This is a genomic window from Gordonia alkanivorans NBRC 16433 (assembly GCF_000225505.1).
Taxonomy (GTDB): Bacteria; Actinomycetota; Actinomycetes; order Mycobacteriales; family Mycobacteriaceae; genus Gordonia; species Gordonia alkanivorans.
Window position 1 is genome coordinate 16,439 of the sequence record NZ_BACI01000113.1, and the last position, 17,477, is coordinate 33,915.

Sequence of the window (17,477 nt, forward strand, 5' to 3'; positions counted from 1 at the left end):
GTGCCGGGCCGCTCAGGCGGCCGGACCGAACGGGAGGGTGAACCGGATGTCGCCCTCGACCATGTCGCGCATGTCGGAGATGTCGTTGCGGAACTGCAGGGTGCGTTCCAGGCCCATGCCGAAGGCGAAGCCGGAGTAGACGTCCGGGTCGATTCCGCTCGCGCGCAGCACGTTCGGGTTGACCATGCCGCAGCCGCCCCACTCGACCCAGCCGGGTCCGCCCTTCTTGGCCGGGAACCAGACGTCGACCTCTGCCGACGGTTCGGTGAACGGGAAGTACGACGCACGCATCCGCGTGGTGGTCTCCGGCCCGAACAGCGCGCGGGCGAAGGTCTCGAGGGTGCCGCGCAGGTTCGCCATGGTCAGACCCTTGTCGACGGCGAGTCCCTCGATCTGGTGGAACACCGGGGTGTGAGTGGCGTCGAGCTCGTCGGTGCGGAAGGTCCGACCCGGGCAGGCCACGTAGATCGGCAGGTCGCGGTTGAGCATGGAGCGCACCTGGACCGGCGAGGTGTGCGTGCGCAGCACCTGACGCGAGCCCTCGGGCGCGATGTAGAAGGTGTCCTGCATCGACCGTGCCGGGTGATCCGGCAGGAAGTTGAGAGCGTCGAAGTTGTGGTGTTCGGTCTCGACCTCGGGGCCCTCGGCGATCTCCCAGCCCATGCCGACGAAGACGTCGGCGACCTGCTCGGCGATCACGGTGATGGGATGGCGCGCGCCGACCGGGCGGCGGCCGCTGGGCAGGGTGACGTCGACCGACTCGGCGACGAGGACCGCCGCATCGCGTTCGGCTTCGAGGACCGCGGTCCGGAGTTCGAGCGACGCGGTGACCCGCCCGCGAACCTGGTTCACGAGCTTGCCGGCCGCCGAGCGCTCTTCCTTCGGCAGGCTGCCGAGTGCGCGTCGGGCCAGCGCGATCGGTGAGCGGTCGCCGAGGTGCGCGGACTTCGCCGCGGACAGCTGCTCGAGGTCGGCCGCCGCCTCGAAGGCCTCGATGGCCGACGCCGCGGCCGCCTCGAGGTCGTCGGGTCCGGGGAATACCGTTTCGTCGGCGGAAGTGGCCACGGTCGGCGAGCTCCTCATGCGTGGGTCGGTGGATGGACGCGTCCTCGTCACGCGCCAGGGCTGCTCGGGCGCGGAAAACCGGCTCGGGACGACCGTCAACGGCGGCGATGACTCTCATCGAGGGTAGTCGACCGCCGCGACGCGCTGACCTGCAGGGAGGCGTCGTCTCCGGGAACCGCGTCTCCCCCGCCTCGCGCAGCGGGTCGAAGAGCGAGGACACGACCCGTCACCGCACATCCGATCCCGGAAATCAGCCACCCGATGCCGTCGCCGAGCAGGCCGTACCGCGACACCATCAGGACCGCGATGCCGAGGCACACCAGCGCGGCCAGCAGGGTCAGGTCCCGCGCGCGTCCCGCTCGCCGGGCGACGGGGCCGTCCCACCACGGCAGCGGCCGGTTCTCCAGCGGAGACAGCATCACGACGACGGGCACCATGAGCGCGAGGAGCAGCATCGTCTGGACGCCGACGACGATCGGGAACGACGCGGACTGCACGTCGGCACGGTCCAGGCCCGTCACCGCGCCCAGGACGATGACCGCGGCGAGCACCGGCAGGTGCCAGAGGTACAGCGTCATCGCGCCGCGATTGCCGAGGACGACCCACCACCAGACCCGCGGACGTCCGGCGATCGTCGCCAGTACCCGGCGGACGGCAACGGCACCTGCGCAGAGCACGATCGCGTGACCGGCGAGGAGCAGGCTGGGCGGACTCATGTTGGACAGCTGCTGCCCCGGCACGGTCACGAGCGAGATCTCGTACGGACCCCGGTGCACGAGCCCGGTGTCGAGGATCAGGGCACCGATGGACACGGCCGCGGCGGTCCCCGGACGCAGGATCTGCTTGGCGTAGGCGACTCCGAGCACGGCGGGGATCGTCCACACGGTGAGGAAGTTCAGATAGCCCAGCCACGACGGGCCGGCGTGGAGCCGGATGGCGTCGATGAGTGCCGTACTCCCCCAGCATGTTCCGAGCGCCAAGAACACGTGGAGAGGCGTGCGGATCCGCTGTAGCAGCGGGACGACGGCCAGCACGAGGAGATACGCACCGAGGAACCACAGCAGTTGAACGCCGAGTCGCGCGACTACGTCGGCCGCGGCGTCCAGGCCGGCGGTCGTCAGCCCGGCCAGCACCACCAGCACCACTCCCAGATACCAGCCGAGCGGTCGGAGAAGACGCTGGGTGCGGGTGAACAGCCAGTGCCCCGCGGCGGGAGGGTCGTCGGATGCCCGCGACATCCAGCCATGCGTCGACGCCGCGGCGCCTGCGAAGAAGAACAGCGGCAGCACCTGGAGCAGCCAGGTGGCCGGTTGCAGCATCGGCACGTCGCCGAGCGTGTTGCCGAGGCGGATCGAACCGCCGGAGGCGTCGACGGTGAGCATGATCGAGTGACCGACGACCACCACGAGCAACGAGCAGATGCGGATGAGGTCGACGACCCGGTCGCGGTCGCCGGTGAGCGCCGCCAGTTCGTGTGGCGTCGGCAGCCTTTCCGCCGGCTTTCCGGCGGTCGGTCGAGCGGAGGTCGTGAGCATTCATCGAGTCTCGCCAGGAGCGTCCCGCCGGGCCTGAGCAGAATTACTCGGTCGGGGGCGGCAATCCCCGCAGCACTCGCGTGTGGCACATGTCACGGGCCGCCGGAAAGCTGTCCGGTTGCCCACGCGCACGGGTAGAGACGGAGAGATGAAGCCCTCCAGCATCACCCAGTTGCGCGGCGACGGTATCCGGCTCGCCGCCGACATCTGGGAACCCTCCGGCCCGCCGACCGGCACCGCACTGCTGCTGCACGGAGGTGGACAGACCCGGCACTCGTGGCAGCGGACCGGTGCCCGCCTCGCCGAGCACGGCTGGCGCGCTCTGACCATCGACGCCCGCGGCCACGGCGACAGCGAATGGCCCGACGACGCCGACTACAGCAACGGTGCGCACGCCCGCGACCTGCGGCAGATCGTCGACGACCTGGGTGAACCGCCGGTACTGATCGGTGCCTCGATGGGCGGGCTGGCGTCCCTGCACGCTGCGGGTCACGCCCCGTCCATCGCACGGGCGCTGGTCCTCGTCGACATCACGCCCACCGCCGAACCCGAGGGGATCGCCAAGATCACCGGCTTCATGCGCGACGGACTCACCGGCTTCGACAGTCTCCAGGACGCCCTCGACGCCGTCGTCGCCTACAACCCGCACCGGAGTCGCCCGCCCCGGATCGAGGGGCTCCGCAAGAACCTCCGCGAGCGCGACGGCCGCTGGTACTGGCATTGGGACCCGCGAATGCTCGCGCCGCGCGACCACATGGAGCGGACGGCCGCCGAACGCGAGGAACGTGCACGGGAGGCCGCTCGGGCGGTGCGGGTGCCGACCCTGCTCATCCGGGGCAAACAGTCCGACGTCGTCAGCGACGAGGGCGCACGGGAACTCCTCGAACTGATCCCCGGTGCCCGCTACATCGACGTCACCGGCGCCGGCCACATGGTCAGCGGTGATGACAACGACGTCCTGAGTAGCGGTCTGATCGAGTTCCTCGACGATCTCGTGAGCACCGAATCCCGCTGAAACGCAACGGTCCCGGCACGCGAAGCGCCGGGACCGTCGACGTGAGAACTACTTGCCGAAGCCGGCGCGCTTGAGCGCGTCGGCCATCGCACCGCTCGGCGCCGGCCGGCGGTCGTTGCGGTTGTTGCCGCCGCCGCGGTTGCCCTGGTTGCCGCGACCGCCCTGGCCGCCCTGGCCACCCTGGCCGCCACGCTGCTCGTTGCGGCGCTGACCGCCACCTCGATTACCGCCGTTGTCGCTGCGCGGCGCACGAGTGCCGCCCTTGCCGCCGGCGTTGCCGGTCCCCGGCTCGTCGTCGAGGCGAAGCGACAGTCCGATTCGCTTGCGTTCGACGTCGACGTCCATGACCTTCACCTTCACTATGTCGCCGGACTTCACGACCTCGTGCGGGTCGGACACGAAGCGGTGGGCCATCGCCGACACATGGACCAGGCCGTCCTGGTGGACGCCCACGTCGACGAAGGCGCCGAAGGCCGCCACGTTGGTGACCTGACCTTCCAGCACCATGCCGGGCGTGAGGTCGGAGACCTTCTCGATCCCGGCGGCGAAGGTCGCCGTCTTGAACTCGGGGCGCGGGTCGCGACCCGGCTTGTCGAGCTCGGCGATGATGTCGATGACGGTCGGACGACCGAAGGTCTCGTCGACGAAGTCGTCGGGACGCAGCTTGGTGAGGGTGGCGGTGTCACCGATCAGCGAGCGGACGTCGGCGCCGACCTTGTCGAGAATGCGGGTGACGACCGGGTAGGCCTCCGGGTGCACGCTGGACGCGTCGAGCGGGTTGTCGCCGTCGGTGATCCGGAGGAAGCCGGCACACTGCTCGAACGCCTTGGGCCCGAGGCGCGGCACATCGGTGATCTGCTTGCGGCTGCGGAAGGCCCCGTTCGAGTCACGGTGCGCGACAATGGATTCCGCAAGTCCGGCGGTGATTCCGGAGACGCGGGAAAGCAGCGGCACCGATGCGGTGTTCACGTCCACACCCACCGCGTTCACCGCATCCTCGACCACGGCGCCGAGCGACCGGGCGAGCAGCGTCTCGGAGACGTCGTGCTGGTACTGGCCGACGCCGATCGACTTGGGATCGATCTTCACCAGTTCCGCGAGCGGGTCCTGCAGGCGGCGGGCGATCGATACCGCACCGCGGATCGACACGTCGAGGTCGGGCAGTTCCTTCGACGCGTATGCCGACGCCGAGTACACCGAGGCGCCCGCCTCGGACACGACGACGCTGGTCGGCGGCTTCTTGCCGGAGTCCTTGATGGCCGCGATCAGCTCGCCGGCGAGCGCATCGGTCTCGCGGGATGCGGTGCCGTTGCCGATCGCGATGAGGTCGACGCCGTGCTTCTGGACGAGCGCTCCCAGCACCGCGAGCGCGCCGGCCTTGTCGCGGCGTGGCTCGTGCGGGTAGATGGTGGCGGTGTCGACGACCTTGCCGGTCTCGTTGACCACGGCGACCTTCACACCGGTCCGCAGGCCGGGGTCGAGTCCCATCGTGGTGCGGGCACCGGCGGGTGCGGCCAGGAGGAGGTCCTTGAGGTTGGTCGCGAAGACCGCCACCGCGTCGGCCTCGGCGGCCTGACGCAACCGCATCCGGACGTCGAGGGAGAGTCCGACGAACAGCTTGGTGCGCCACGCCCAACGCACGGTGTCGGCGAGCCAGCGGTCGGCGGGACGACCCTGATCGGGGATCCCGAACCGGGCGGCGATGCGCTGCTCGTAGGGGCCGGGTCCGGCCGGGCGGTCGGCCGCCTCCGGATCGGCGTCGAGGGTCACCGTCAGGATCTCCTCGCGTTCACCGCGCAGCACGGCGAGCACCCGGTGCGACGGGATCGAGGTGAAGGGCTCGGAGAAGTCGAAGTAGTCGGCGAACTTGGTGCCGGCCGACTCCTTGCCCTCACGGACGGCGGTCCGCAGCACGCCGGTCTGCCACATCAGTTCACGCAGTTCACCGACCAGGTCGGCATCCTCGGCGAACCGCTCGACGGCGATCGCGCGGGCGCCGTCGAGCTGTTCGGCGGTGAAGGTCGACGGATCGGTGGGCGGATCCGACAGCAGCGCGTCGGCCACCGGCTCGTGCCCGGCCTCGCGGGCGATCTGGGCCTTGGTGCGGCGCTTGGGCTTGTACGGCAGGTAGATGTCCTCGAGGCGGGCCTTGGTGTCGGCCGCGAGGATTCGTGCGTCGAGTTCGGCGTCGAGCTTGCCCTGTGCGGCGATCGACTCGCGGACCGACTGACGCCGGGCCTCGAGGTCGCGCAGGTATCCGAGACGCTCGTCGAGGGTGCGCAGTTGGGTGTCGTCGAGACCGCCGGTGACCTCTTTGCGGTACCGGGCGACGAACGGGACGGTCGACCCGCCGTCGAGTAGTTCGATCGCGGCCCGGACCTGTCCGACGCCGACGCCGAGTTCGGTGGCGATCGCCGACGCGATGCGGGCGTTCACGACCGCGGGGTCGGGGGTGGGCACCGTCTGCGGGGTCGCGGCATCCGATGGGGCGGGGACTGCGGGAGCGGACTCGGGCTGGGGCACGGACGCGGGTGACACGGTTTCTGACACGATCGCCGACCCTACCGGCCGCCTCGGACAGCTGTCAGCCGCGACCCACCGCATTGTGGACACGCGCACTCTCGTACAGACAGATCGCTGCCGCGGCGGCGACGTTGAGACTCTCCGCGCGACCGCGGATGGGGATGGACACCCGGTGGTCGGCGGCCGCCTGGATGTCGGCGGACAGGCCGTGGGCCTCGTTACCGAAGAGCCAGCCGACCCGGCCGGACAGCACCTCGGCGGCGTGATCGAGGTTCACCTCGCCGTCGGCGGCCGTCGCGAGCAGCGAGATGCCGGCGCCGGCGATGGCGTCGAGACCCTCGGTCAGGGCGCGCTGACGCACCACCGGCACGGTGAACACGCTCCCGGCGCTCGCGCGGACGCACTTGCCGTTGTGGGGATCGACGGCGTCACCGAGCAGCACCACCGCATCGGCGCCCATCGCGTCGGCGCATCGGATGAGGGTTCCGGCGTTGCCGGGTTCCCGCGGTTCGACGGCGATCGCGAGGAGCCGCGGCTCGTCGGCGAGGACGGCCTCGAGCGGCACGTCGAGGAGCGGGCAGACAGCGAAGATCCCGGGCGGGGTCGAGGTCTCCGCGAGCTTCGACGCCGCACGGGCGGAGATCACGAGAACCGGGACGCCGGCCGCCTCGGCGGCGGCAGTGATCCCCTGATGCCGGAGCTGGTCCTCGTCGGCGACCAGCACCACCTCGGCGCGGTCGACCGCGAGAGCCGAGGACACCGAGTTGGCCCCCTCGGCGAGGAAACGCCCCTGCTCACGCCGCTCGGCAGCGCGATGGAGCTTCGCATACGACACGACCCGCGAGGATCGCTCGGACAGGATCTCCGTCATCGGATCATCCCTCGGGCGACTCGCGGGTCGTGTGTGGTGTGGCGCAATCAGGCAGCCGGGGCGTTGACGTCGGCCGGCAGGGCCTTGCGGGCGACCTCGACCAGGCCGGTGAAGGCCTCGGGATCGGTCACCGCGATGTCGGCGAGCACCTTGCGGTCAACCTCGACACCAGCGGCCTTGAGGCCTTGGATGAAGCGGTTGTAGGTGATGTCGTTGGCGCGGGCCGCAGCGTTGATACGCGCGATCCACAGCTTCCGGAACTCACCCTTGCGGGCGCGACGGTCCCGGTAGGCATAGGTCATCGAGTGGAGCTGCTGCTCCTTGGCCTTGCGGTAGAGGCGCGACCGCTGGCCGCGGTAGCCCTTCGAGGCCTCGAGGGTGGACCGACGCTTCTTCTGGGCGTTCACTGCCCTTTTCACGCGTGCCATGTGTTAAATCCTTTTGCTTGTCAGAGGTCAGGGTTCGCGCGCGTCAGATGTTCAGCAGGCGCTTGATGCGAGGGGCGTCGTTCTCGCTGACGACGGTGGTGCCGTCGAGACGACGGGTGCGCTTGGAGGGCTTGTGCTCCAGCAGGTGGCGGCGGTTGGCCTTCTGACGGACGATCTTGCCGCTGCCGGTCACCTTGAATCGCTTCGCGGTGCCCTTGTGGGTCTTGCTCTTAGGCATGTCTTTCCTTCTGTCGGGCGAACTCCGGCAGCCGAACCTGATCAGGTCCGGCTGGCATCCGGGTTCACGTCTCGTGATCTCGGCCGGGACGGGGCCTTCGCCCGCGTCCGGCCGAACGGCTCAGCTCTCGTCCAGCGCGTTCTTCGGGCCGCCGGAACGTTCGCGGCTCTCTTGCGCCTTCTGGCGGGTCTTCGCGCCCTTGTGCGGGGCGAGGACCATCGTCATGTTGCGACCGTCCTGCTTGGCCGAGGTCTCGACGAAGCCGTAGTCGGCGACATCGTTGCCCAGGCGCTGCAACAGGCGGTAGCCGAGCTCAGGACGGGACTGCTCGCGGCCGCGGAACATGATGGTCACCTTCACCTTTGACCCCGCCTCGAGGAACCGGACGACGTGACCCTTCTTGGTCTCGTAGTCGTGGTCGTCGATCTTGGGTCGGAGCTTCTGCTCCTTGATGACGGTCATCTGCTGATTGCGACGCGATTCGCGCTGCTTCTGGGCCGCTTCGTACTTGAACTTGCCGTAGTCCATGATCTTGCAGACCGGCGGACGGGCGTCGGGAGCCACCTCGACGAGGTCGAGGTCGGCTTCATAAGCCAAGCGAAGCGCATCTTCAACACGCACGATGCCCACCTGCTCCGAGTTGGGTCCGACGAGTCGGACCTCAGGGACGCGGATGCGCTCGTTGATGCGGGTCTCAGTGCTGATGGGGCCTCCTAGTTCAATCCTGCAGTGGTAACCGTCGCGTCGTGGCGAGGGTCGTGTGCAGGAGAACGAGCGCAAACCTCAGCAAACGAGCCCCGGGACAATGTCCGCGGGGCTCCGATACCGACCGATTCTCTTCACTGCACCCCGGGGGCACAGCGCGGCCGATCTTCCCAGTCGCATCACCAGGATGCGATCTGCGACGATCGGCGTGAACCGGACCGTGCGACTGCGGCGAACTCGCCAGGCGAGGACTCGCGTCGAACGGTGGGAGCGGAACTCCACTTACGACCCCGGCGCATACCAGGGCGGTCGTGCTATGGGAGTCTAACAGCCATGGCCGAGAACCCCAATTCGTCACCAGCACCGACACCCCAGGAGGGTGCGACGGGCAGTGGCGCCGACATCGATGATGCGGCACGCACTGACTTCGACAACGTCCGTGACCTGGGAGATATTCCGGCCATCGAGGTCATCACCCGGTCGATCGTGATGCTCATGAGTGCCGCCGCCGAGAAGTTGGGCCTGGCCGAGGGCACCCCGGAGGACCGGATCGACCTGCCCGAGGCCCGTACCCTCATCACCGCCCTGGCCGGCCTCGTCGATGCGTCGAAGGCCGACCTCGGCATCCATGCCGCCCCGATCCGCGACGGCCTCAAGGGCCTGCAGCTCGCCTTCCGTGAGGCCAGCGCATACCCGGACGAGCCCGGCGAAGGACCCGGCGAGAAGTACACCGGCCCGGTGAGGGCCCCGAAGAAGTAGGCGGACCTCGATACGCGGCGTCCTCGCTTCGCTCGGTCGTCGCTACTCGGCCGGCAGGGTTCTGCTGAACGAATCTGCTGCGGCGTCCTCGCTTCGCTCGGTCGTCCCTACTCGGCCGGCGGGGTTCTGCTGAACGAATCTGCTGCGGCGTCCTCGCTTCGCTCGGTCGTCCCTACTCGGCCGGCGGGGTTCTGCTGGTTGAGCAGGCGAGGAGCGTAGCGACGAGCCGTGTCGAAACCACTAACCTGGACTCATGACGAATCCCGGAGAGTCCGACGCACCGAACACGCCCCCGTCTGACGACGTCATCGACGCGGAGATCGTGCACACCGGTCCGGTGCCGGGAACCCTCCCCGATCCCGACTACACCGACAGCGGTGTCCCGACCTTCGACTTCGTCCGCGACAAGATCGAGAACCGGATCAATACCGCCATCGGCTCCCAGGATCTCGCCGAGGCGAGTGCCGAGGGTCAGAGCGTCGACGAGATGATGCGCAAGCGCGACGAGGCAGCGAAGAAGCGTCTCGAGGAGATCCGCAAGTCGATGGGCCAGTAGCCCAGCCGTACGCACAATCGCCACTTTCGAGCAGAGGTGCTGGCTGAACCAGCGCTGCTGCAATGGAAGTGGCGATTCTGCTGTGCCTGTCAGCCCGCTGACGCGACCGTCTCGTCGACCTCGAGGATCTCGGCGAGGAACTTGCCGGTGTGGCTGCCCGGCGCGACCGCGATGTCCTCGGGCGTGCCCTCGGCGACGACCGTGCCGCCGCCGCTACCACCCTCGGGTCCCATGTCGATGACCCAGTCGGCCGTCTTGATGACGTCGAGGTTGTGCTCGATGGTGATGACCGTGTTGCCCTTGTCGACGAGGCCGTTGATCACCGCGAGGAGCTTCTTGATGTCCTCGAAGTGCAGGCCGGTGGTCGGCTCGTCGAGGATGTAGACCGTGCGTCCCATCGACCGCTTCTGCAGCTCTGCAGCCAGCTTCACGCGCTGCGCCTCGCCGCCCGACAGGGTCGGGGCCGGCTGTCCGAGGCGGACGTAACCGAGACCGACATCGTTGAGGGTCTTGAGGTAGCGATGGATCGAGGCGACCGGCTCGAAGAAGTCGGCGGCCTCCTCGATCGGCATGTCGAGCACCTCGGCGATGGTCTTGCCCTTGTAGTGGACCTCGAGGGTCTCCCGGTTGTAGCGGGCACCGTGGCAGACCTCGCACGGGACGTAGACGTCCGGCAGGAAGTTCATCTCGATCTTGATCGTGCCCTCGCCGGTGCAGGCCTCACAGCGGCCGCCCTTGACGTTGAACGAGAACCGGCCCGGCTGGTAGCCGCGCACCTTGGCCTCGGTGGTGGCCGCGAACAGTGTGCGGATCTTGTCGAAGACGCCGGTGTAGGTCGCCGGGTTGGATCGCGGGGTGCGTCCGATCGGCGACTGGTCGACCTGGACGAGCTTGTCGAGGTTGTCGAGTCCCTTGATCCGCGTGTGGCGGCCGGGCACCTGACGTGCGCCGTTGAGCTTGTTGGCGAGCACGGTCGCGAGGATGTCGTTGACCAGCGTCGACTTGCCGGAGCCGGACACACCGGTCACCGCCGTCATGACGCCGAGCGGGAACGACACCTCGATCCCGCGCAGGTTGTGCTCACGTGCACCGACGACGGTCAGCTGACGCTTGCGGTCGATCGGCCGGCGGATCTCCGGGACCGGGAGTGAATCCCGGCCCGAGAGGTACGCACCGGTCAGCGACTGGCGGTTCTTCAGCAGGTCCTTGTAGCTGCCGCTGTGCACGACGTGACCGCCGTGCTCACCGGCTCGGGGACCGATGTCGACGATCCAGTCGGCGGACCGGATGGTGTCCTCGTCGTGCTCGACGACGATCAGCGTGTTGCCCAGGTCGCGGAGTCGGGTGAGGGTCTCGATCAGTCGACGGTTGTCGCGCTGGTGCAGACCGATCGACGGCTCGTCGAGGACGTAGAGGACGCCCGCGAGTCCGGAGCCGATCTGCGTCGCGAGGCGGATGCGCTGGGCCTCGCCGCCCGACAGCGATCCGGCCGCACGCGACAGCGACAGGTACTCCAGTCCGACGTCGAGCAGGAAGCGGATACGTGCCTGGACCTCTTTGAGCACGCGGCCGGCGATCGCGGCCTGACGCTCGTCGAGGTGGAGGTTGTCGAGGAAGTTCGCGCAGTCGGCGACCGACAGCGCACAGACCTCGGCGATCGACTTCGGGCCGTACTCGGGATGGTCGAGGGTGACCGCGAGGATCTCCGGGCGCAGACGCGCACCCTGGCAGGCGGGGCACGGCACGTCGCGCATGTACCCCTCGTAGCGTTCCTTCATCTGCTCGGACTCGGTCTGGTCCATCCGCCGGGCGAGGAACGACATGACGCCCTCGAACTCGGTGTAGTACGAGCGGGTGCGTCCGTAGCGGTTGCGGAACTTCACGTGCACCTGGTGGTCGCTGCCGTTGAGCAACGCTCGACGAGCCTTGACCGGCAGCTTCTTCCACGGGGTGTTGATGTCGAAGCCCATCTGGTCGGCAAGACCCGACATCAGGCGCAGGAAGTAGTCGGCGTTGTGACCGGTCGACCACGGCGCGATCGCGCCCTCGGCGAGGCTCATCTCCGGGTCGGGCACGACGAGTTCTTCATCGACCTCCTTGCGGATCCCGAGGCCGTCGCACTCGGGGCAGGCACCGTAGGGCGAGTTGAACGAGAACGAGCGCGGCTCGAGGTCGTCTATCGCGATCGGGTGGGCGTTGGGGCACGCCATCTTCTCGGAGAACCGGCGCTCGCGATTCGGGTCGTCCTCTTCGAGGTCGACGAAGTCGAGCACGATGATGCCGTCGGCGAGACGCAGACCGGTTTCCACCGAATCGGTGAGACGCTGCTTGGCGCCGGCCTTGACGACGAGGCGGTCGACGACGACCTCGATGTCGTGCTTCTCCTGCTTCTTCAGCTTCGGCGGGTCGGTCAGCTGGTGGACGACGCCGTCGATGCGGGCGCGTGAGAAGCCCTGGGTCTGTAGTTCGGCGAAGAGGTCGACGAACTCGCCCTTACGGGTACGGACCACCGGTGCGAGAACCTGGAAGCGGGTGCCCTCCTCCATGGCGAGGACCTGGTCGACGATCTGCTGCGGCGTCTGCTTGGCGATCGCCTCGCCACAGATCGGACAGTGCGCCTTACCCGCGCGGGCGTAGAGCAGACGGAGGTAGTCGTAGACCTCGGTGATGGTGCCGACCGTCGACCGCGGGTTGCGGTTGGTCGACTTCTGGTCGATGGACACTGCCGGCGAAAGACCTTCGATGAAGTCGACGTCGGGCTTGTCCATCTGACCGAGGAACTGCCGGGCGTACGCCGAGAGCGACTCGACGTAGCGACGCTGGCCCTCGGCGAAGATCGTGTCGAAGGCGAGGGACGACTTGCCCGATCCCGACAACCCGGTGAACACGATGAGGCTGTCCCGAGGGAGGTCGACATCGATGCCCCGCAGGTTGTGTTCGCGGGCACCTCGGACGATCAGACGATCAACCACTGCAGTCCTAACATTCTTCTCGAGTCAAAGTCTTCTCAAACTCACCGGGGCGCACGGGTGGCGCATGGGCACCGTAACGACAGGCACCGACAATTCTGTTCCGCATGCGTAGGCCCGGATAGGATTCGAGGCCCGCGGGCCGGACGATCGGTCTCGCCATCCGCGCATACACCATCGGACCGATAGTCCACGATACCCGCGCCCCGACCACGCCCGACCGTCGCGAGCGTCACACACCCGCCGAGCGGTGTCATAGCCTTGTCGCATGACCTCAGCGACACCGATCAGCGACTCCTACACCGGCGATCTCTCCGAATCGAAGACCCCGCAGCGACGCACTCTGGACTCGGCCACCATCGTCAAACTGTCCGTCGGGTCGATGGACAACAACGTGTACGTGGTGACCTCGAAGGCCACCGGCGACCAGCTGATCATCGACGCCGCGAACGATGCGGACACGATCATCGCCACCCTCGACGCCATCGGCGGGAAGCCCGCACTGATCTTCACGACCCACCAGCACTTCGACCACGTGCAGGCGCTCGCCGCCGTCGCCGAACACACCGGTGTCCCCACCGCTGCCGGCCGGTTCGACGCCCCCGAGTTGCCGGTCACACCGGATCGTCTCGTCGACGACGGCGACGTGATCGAGGTCGGCGACCTGCGCTTCGAGGCGATCCATCTCGTCGGCCACACCCCGGGTTCCATCGCCCTGGCCCTGACCGATGGCGACACCGTCCACCTGTTCACCGGCGACTGTCTGTTCCCCGGCGGCATCGGCAAGACCTGGAAGTCCGAGGACTTCGACACCCTCATCGAGGACGTGTCCACCAAGCTGTTCGACCGTTTCGGCGACTCGACCGTCGTCTACCCGGGACACGGGAAGGACACCACCCTCGGTGCCGAGCGTCCGTCGCTGCAGGAGTGGCGCGAACGCGGCTGGTGACATCCGCAAAACCCACCCCTCCTCCGTAAACGCGCCCCCTCGTGCCGGGGTGGGTTTACGGAAAAGAGGCGGGTTTGCTTCAGGTTTGGGCATGGGTCTCTCCGGATATCTGACACCCGAAACGCTCTCCCGATCGTGACCTCGGTGCTCCCGAAGTTCCCGAACGGATCACGAAGAGTCGATTCACCTGCATGTATCCGGAGGGCGGGTAGCGTTGATCAGGCCAGAAATGCGCTGTACCCCGACGGATCTCGAACCGCACTCGATCGAAGAAGGTTGTGACCGATGATTCTCCGCCGTATCGCCCGCCCGCTCCTTGCGTCAGCGTTCGTCGCCAGTGGCGTCGACGCCATCCGGAGCCCGAAACCGATCGCGCAGTCCGCGGCGCCGCTCGTCGACAAGGCGCGCACCGCATTGCCGCCGGAGGTCGCGGACAAGGTCCCGGAGAACACCGAGACGCTGGTCCAGATCAACGCCGCGGCGCAGATCGGTGGCGGCATCCTGCTGGCGACCGGCAAGTTCCCGCGTCTCGCCTCGGTGGTCCTGGCCGGAACCCTGATCCCGACGACGGCCGCCGGCACGGACTTCTGGAACGAGGCCGACCCGGTCCGCAAGGAAGCCCAGCGCGACGCGTTCATCAAGAACATCGGCCTGCTCGGCGGCGTGCTGTTGGCCGCGGTGGACACCGAGGGCAAGCCGTCGCTCGCGTGGCGCGGCAAGCAGAAGGCCAGCGCCGTCGCCGCGGCTCTCCCGATCGGCGCCGCTGCCGGCCACTCGACCTGGGACACCCTCGTCGAGCGCGGCCACGAGGGCGCCGAGATCGTCGGCGAGCGGTCGGCCGAGGCCGGTGACCTGCTGAGCAAGGGTGCCCACGTGCTGTCCGAGCGTTCCGCGGAGTGGACGGCCGAGGCCGCCGCCAAGTTCCGCGAGCACGCCCCCGAACTGGCCGAGTCCGCGCAGAAGCGTTCGCTCGAGATCGCGGAGCGGGCCGCCGACACCGCAGCCGAGGTCGCCGACCGCCTGCGCGACCGTGCACCCGTTCTCGCCGACGCCGCCATCGTGCGTTCGTCGAGCCTGGCCGACGCCGCGCTCGATCGCTCGTCGGAACTGGCCGAGACCGCACGCAAGCGCGGACCGAAGCTGGCGAAGCAGGCGCAGAAGCGCGCGAAGAAGGCCAAGAAGCAGGCCGCGAAGAACGCGCCGAAGTTCGCCGATGTCGCCCGCGACCGTTCGGCCGAGTTCGCCGACATCGCCCGTGATCGTTCGGCTGAGTTCGCCGAACTCGCACGCGCCCGGTCGGCCGAACTCGCCGAGTCCGCCCGGCATCTCGCGGCCGCCGCCGAGGAGACCGCGGCGCACACCGCAGACGAGGGTCGCAAGCGTTGGCGCAAGGCCCGCGGCTGACCGTCCCGCCCGGTAGCCCGATGCGAGGACGACGCTGAGCACCACCGACGACCACACGGACGCGGCACACCCACCAGAGAACTATCCCTGGGTGTCCGCGTCCGTTGTGGTCGAGCGGGACCCGCAGTCTGCTCCCCCACCCGGTACGCGCCTGGTGGTGGCGGTCGGCTCGAATGCGGCGCCGAGCGTGTTGCGTCGGAAGCTCGGCCACCTGGACCCCGCTGGCGTCCTGCACCTGACACGGGTACGCGTCGCCAACATCACAGTCGGTCATTCCGCCCACGTCGCGGCACGTGGATACGTTCCCGCGGCACCCGTTCGCACTGGTCACGGCACATTGGAGACGGTGGCCGCCTGGCTCTCACCCCCGCAGACCGAGGCGCTGGACCTCACCGAACCCAACTACGATCGACGGACAGTGAACACGCACGACCATCCCCTCATTTTTCTCGGTGACCCTCGGCTGCCCGCCGACGCTCCCGCCACTCCGGACGAGTTCGACATCTACGTGTCGCGTCACGGAGTCCTCGCCGACCCCGCGACCCGCGCGCCGCTGCCGTTCGGCAGCCAGGCCGGCGTGTTCGGCTGGCTGCAGCGGCATCTCGACGACCCTGCCCTGCACGGCACGGCGGCCGAGGTCTGCGCACGACTGGCAACCGGCGATCACGCAGCCCGGATGACGGGGCAGATCAGGGATGCCCGACTGTCATGGTCGGCGTGGCCCGTCGACGCGCGAGGAGTTGTGGCGTGACCGCACTGTCCCCCGACACCGACCCTCGGATCAGCGAGGAACAGGAACACCTCGACCGCGTCTACGGCCGTCTGGACCGGATGCGCCAGACCACACAGCGCCGCCTGTCCTCGACCCTGAGCGAGCGCGGTGGAACCCCGCAGGCACTCTCGGAGCGCGAGTCCTACGAGCGGATGTACAACGAAGATCTCGCGAAATTCGATGCCGCCGAACACAACCTGTATTTCGGCCGCCTCGACCTCGATGACGGTGAGATCCGGCGGATCGGCCGTATCGGTGTCCTCGACGACGGCCTCGGTGACGACGGGACGCACGACCACACCGCAACCGACGCAACGTTGCTGCTCGACTGGCGTGCACCGCTCGCGCGTCCCTTCTACCTCGCCACCCCGGCAGCGCCCGAAGAGGTTGCCCGTCGTCGCCACATCCGGACCCGCAGCCGCAAGGTCCGCGGGGTCAGCGACGAATCGCTGACCGCAGGAGATGCCCTCCTCGACGACTTCGGCCACGGCGACGTCGTCAACGAATCCGCCCTCGTCGCCGCGTTGAATGCTGCGCGGACCGGCGAGATGACCGACATCGTCGAGACCATCCAGCGGGAGCAGGACCTCATCATCCGGTCGACGCACCGGGGTGTGACGGTCATCCAGGGCGGGCCGGGCACCGGCAAGACGGCCGTCGCGCTGCACCGCGCCGCCTACCTGCTCTACACACATCGCGAGATCCTGTCGCGCAGCGGCATTCTCATCATCGGACCCAACGACGACTTCCTCAGCTACATCGGTCAGGTCCTGCCGTCGCTCGGTGAGTCCGGCGTACTTCTCTCGACGATCGGCGACCTGTTCCCCGGCGTCCGGGCCCGCAGTGAGGACCGGCGTGTCACCACCGGTGTCAAGGGCGGCCTGCGAATGGTCGACGTCCTCAAACGGGCGGTGCGGGCGAAGCAGTCGTTGCCGTCCCGGCCGGAGCCGGTGGATTTCGACGGCTACCGGGTCGAGATCGACTCCGAACTGGTCAAAGCCGCACGGGCCAAGGCCCGTTCGACGCGGCGTGCCCACAACCAGTCCCAGAACGCCTTCCTCAAGGCCGGTCTCGCCGAACTCGCCCGGCGCCATGCCTCGACCATCGGTTCCAGCCTGCTCGACGGATCACAGTTGCTGAGCCCCGCCGACATCGCCGACATCCGCGATGACATGAGCCAGGACCCCGACATCCGTGCGGCGCTGCTGAAGTTCTGGCCGACGCTGACGCCACAGGACATGCTGCGCGAGTTGCTGACCGACGAGCGCGCCATTCGTAGGGCCACCCCCGGCTGGTCGGACGACGACCGGGCTGCGCTACTGCGGGAACCGCGCACCTTCTCGATCACCGGGGAGGACTTCTCCCCCGCCGATGTGCCACTACTGGACGAGCTGGCCGAACTCATCGGATACGGCACCGACGACGCCGAACGTGCCGAACGTGCACGCTGGCGGCGTCAGCTCGCCGAGGCGCAGGATGCTCTCGACATCCTGACCGGTTCGGCCCCACAGGATCTCGAGGACGAGCTCGATCCCGAGATCCTGATGGCCTACGACCTGATCGACGCCGAACAACTGGCGTCGCGTCAGACCGAGACCCGACGCGCCACCACCGCCGAACGCGCCTACGGCGACCGCACCTGGACCTTCGGTCATGTGATCGTCGACGAGGCGCAGGAGCTCTCGCCG

15 protein-coding genes are annotated in these 17,477 nt (G+C 68.4%); 7 read left to right on the forward strand and 8 right to left on the reverse strand.

The window, feature by feature from the left end:
• Window positions 1-12 precede the first annotated feature (12 nt).
• A complete protein-coding gene (gene pheS, locus GOALK_RS20470; protein ID WP_006360753.1) occupies window positions 13-1,065 on the reverse strand; it encodes a phenylalanine--tRNA ligase subunit alpha in 1,053 nt (350 codons plus the stop codon).
• A 95-nt stretch (window positions 1,066-1,160) separates the two neighbouring features.
• Window positions 1,161-2,600 carry an acyltransferase family protein gene (locus GOALK_RS20475; protein WP_006360754.1) on the reverse strand — a complete coding sequence of 480 codons (1,440 nt, stop codon included), beginning with the start codon at window positions 2,598-2,600 and terminating at the stop codon, window positions 1,161-1,163.
• 148 nt (window positions 2,601-2,748) lie between these two features.
• Between GOALK_RS20475 and GOALK_RS20480 the strand changes: the two genes are divergently transcribed.
• Window positions 2,749-3,615, forward strand: coding sequence for an alpha/beta fold hydrolase (locus GOALK_RS20480; RefSeq protein WP_006360755.1), 867 nt, complete (start codon window positions 2,749-2,751; stop codon window positions 3,613-3,615).
• 48 nt (window positions 3,616-3,663) lie between these two features.
• On the opposite strand, the gene GOALK_RS20485 is transcribed toward GOALK_RS20480, so the two are convergent.
• The 5 genes from GOALK_RS20485 to infC all read right to left on the reverse strand — a co-directional run bounded on the left by GOALK_RS20485 (window position 3,664) and on the right by infC (window position 8,398).
• On the reverse strand, window positions 3,664-6,153 hold the full coding sequence (locus tag GOALK_RS20485) for a Tex family protein (protein ID WP_040004385.1): 2,490 nt from the start codon (window positions 6,151-6,153) through the stop codon (window positions 3,664-3,666).
• Window positions 6,154-6,199: 46 nt separating this feature from the next.
• Window positions 6,200-7,009, reverse strand: a complete 810-nt coding sequence (locus GOALK_RS20490; protein ID WP_006360757.1) for a TrmH family RNA methyltransferase — start codon at window positions 7,007-7,009, stop codon at window positions 6,200-6,202.
• A gap of 47 nt (window positions 7,010-7,056) precedes the next feature.
• Window positions 7,057-7,437: a 50S ribosomal protein L20 gene (rplT, locus tag GOALK_RS20495; protein ID WP_005178731.1), complete on the reverse strand. Its 381-nt coding sequence runs from the start codon at window positions 7,435-7,437 to the stop codon at window positions 7,057-7,059.
• Window positions 7,438-7,480: 43 nt separating this feature from the next.
• A complete protein-coding gene (gene rpmI / locus GOALK_RS20500; protein WP_006360758.1) occupies window positions 7,481-7,675 on the reverse strand; it encodes a 50S ribosomal protein L35 in 195 nt (64 codons plus the stop codon).
• Window positions 7,676-7,795: 120 nt separating this feature from the next.
• Window positions 7,796-8,398, reverse strand: a complete 603-nt coding sequence (infC, locus tag GOALK_RS20505) for a translation initiation factor IF-3 (RefSeq protein ID WP_085948652.1) — start codon at window positions 8,396-8,398, stop codon at window positions 7,796-7,798.
• 315 nt (window positions 8,399-8,713) lie between these two features.
• Between infC and GOALK_RS20510 the strand changes: the two genes are divergently transcribed.
• Both GOALK_RS20510 and GOALK_RS20515 read left to right on the forward strand, forming a co-directional pair.
• Window positions 8,714-9,139, forward strand: coding sequence for a DUF1844 domain-containing protein (locus GOALK_RS20510; protein WP_006360760.1), 426 nt, complete (start codon window positions 8,714-8,716; stop codon window positions 9,137-9,139).
• Between the two features lie 253 nt (window positions 9,140-9,392).
• Window positions 9,393-9,695: a hypothetical protein gene (locus tag GOALK_RS20515; RefSeq protein WP_006360761.1), complete on the forward strand. Its 303-nt coding sequence runs from the start codon at window positions 9,393-9,395 to the stop codon at window positions 9,693-9,695.
• Window positions 9,696-9,784: 89 nt separating this feature from the next.
• Here the strand turns inward: GOALK_RS20515 and uvrA are convergent, their stop codons facing one another.
• On the reverse strand, window positions 9,785-12,667 hold the full coding sequence (uvrA, locus tag GOALK_RS20520; protein ID WP_040004387.1) for an excinuclease ABC subunit UvrA: 2,883 nt from the start codon (window positions 12,665-12,667) through the stop codon (window positions 9,785-9,787).
• Between the two features lie 265 nt (window positions 12,668-12,932).
• On the opposite strand from uvrA, the gene GOALK_RS20525 reads away from it, so the two are divergent.
• The 4 genes from GOALK_RS20525 to GOALK_RS20540 form a co-directional block, all read left to right on the forward strand.
• Complete coding sequence (locus GOALK_RS20525) at window positions 12,933-13,613, forward strand: MBL fold metallo-hydrolase (protein WP_006360763.1); 681 nt, start codon at window positions 12,933-12,935, stop codon at window positions 13,611-13,613.
• A 285-nt stretch (window positions 13,614-13,898) separates the two neighbouring features.
• The gene (locus GOALK_RS20530; protein WP_006360764.1) at window positions 13,899-15,017 is read left to right on the forward strand and encodes a DoxX family protein; all 1,119 of its coding nucleotides are present in this window, start codon (window positions 13,899-13,901) and stop codon (window positions 15,015-15,017) included.
• Between the two features lie 91 nt (window positions 15,018-15,108).
• A complete protein-coding gene (locus GOALK_RS20535) occupies window positions 15,109-15,768 on the forward strand; it encodes a hypothetical protein (RefSeq protein WP_006360765.1) in 660 nt (219 codons plus the stop codon).
• Window positions 15,765-17,477, forward strand: a 1,713-nt coding sequence (locus tag GOALK_RS20540; RefSeq protein WP_006360766.1) for a HelD family protein, incomplete at its 3' end; no start/stop codon positions are given. The genes GOALK_RS20535 and GOALK_RS20540, both read left to right, overlap by 4 nt.

Bases quoted from the DNA above. Each gene is read 5' to 3' on its own strand.
- rpmI (WP_006360758.1), bottom strand. From the start codon at position 7,675: ATGCCTAAGAGCAAGACCCACAAGGGCACCGCGAAGCGATTCAAGGTG.
- GOALK_RS20530 (WP_006360764.1), top strand. From the start codon at position 13,899: ATGATTCTCCGCCGTATCGCCCGCCCGCTCCTTGCGTCAGCGTTCGTC.
- GOALK_RS20480 (WP_006360755.1), top strand. From the start codon at position 2,749: ATGAAGCCCTCCAGCATCACCCAGTTGCGCGGCGACGGTATCCGGCTC.
- GOALK_RS20525 (WP_006360763.1), top strand. From the start codon at position 12,933: ATGACCTCAGCGACACCGATCAGCGACTCCTACACCGGCGATCTCTCC.
- rplT (WP_005178731.1), bottom strand. From the start codon at position 7,437: ATGGCACGCGTGAAAAGGGCAGTGAACGCCCAGAAGAAGCGTCGGTCC.
- GOALK_RS20510 (WP_006360760.1), top strand. From the start codon at position 8,714: ATGGCCGAGAACCCCAATTCGTCACCAGCACCGACACCCCAGGAGGGT.
- GOALK_RS20475 (WP_006360754.1), bottom strand. From the start codon at position 2,600: ATGCTCACGACCTCCGCTCGACCGACCGCCGGAAAGCCGGCGGAAAGG.
- GOALK_RS20515 (WP_006360761.1), top strand. From the start codon at position 9,393: ATGACGAATCCCGGAGAGTCCGACGCACCGAACACGCCCCCGTCTGAC.
- GOALK_RS20490 (WP_006360757.1), bottom strand. From the start codon at position 7,009: ATGACGGAGATCCTGTCCGAGCGATCCTCGCGGGTCGTGTCGTATGCG.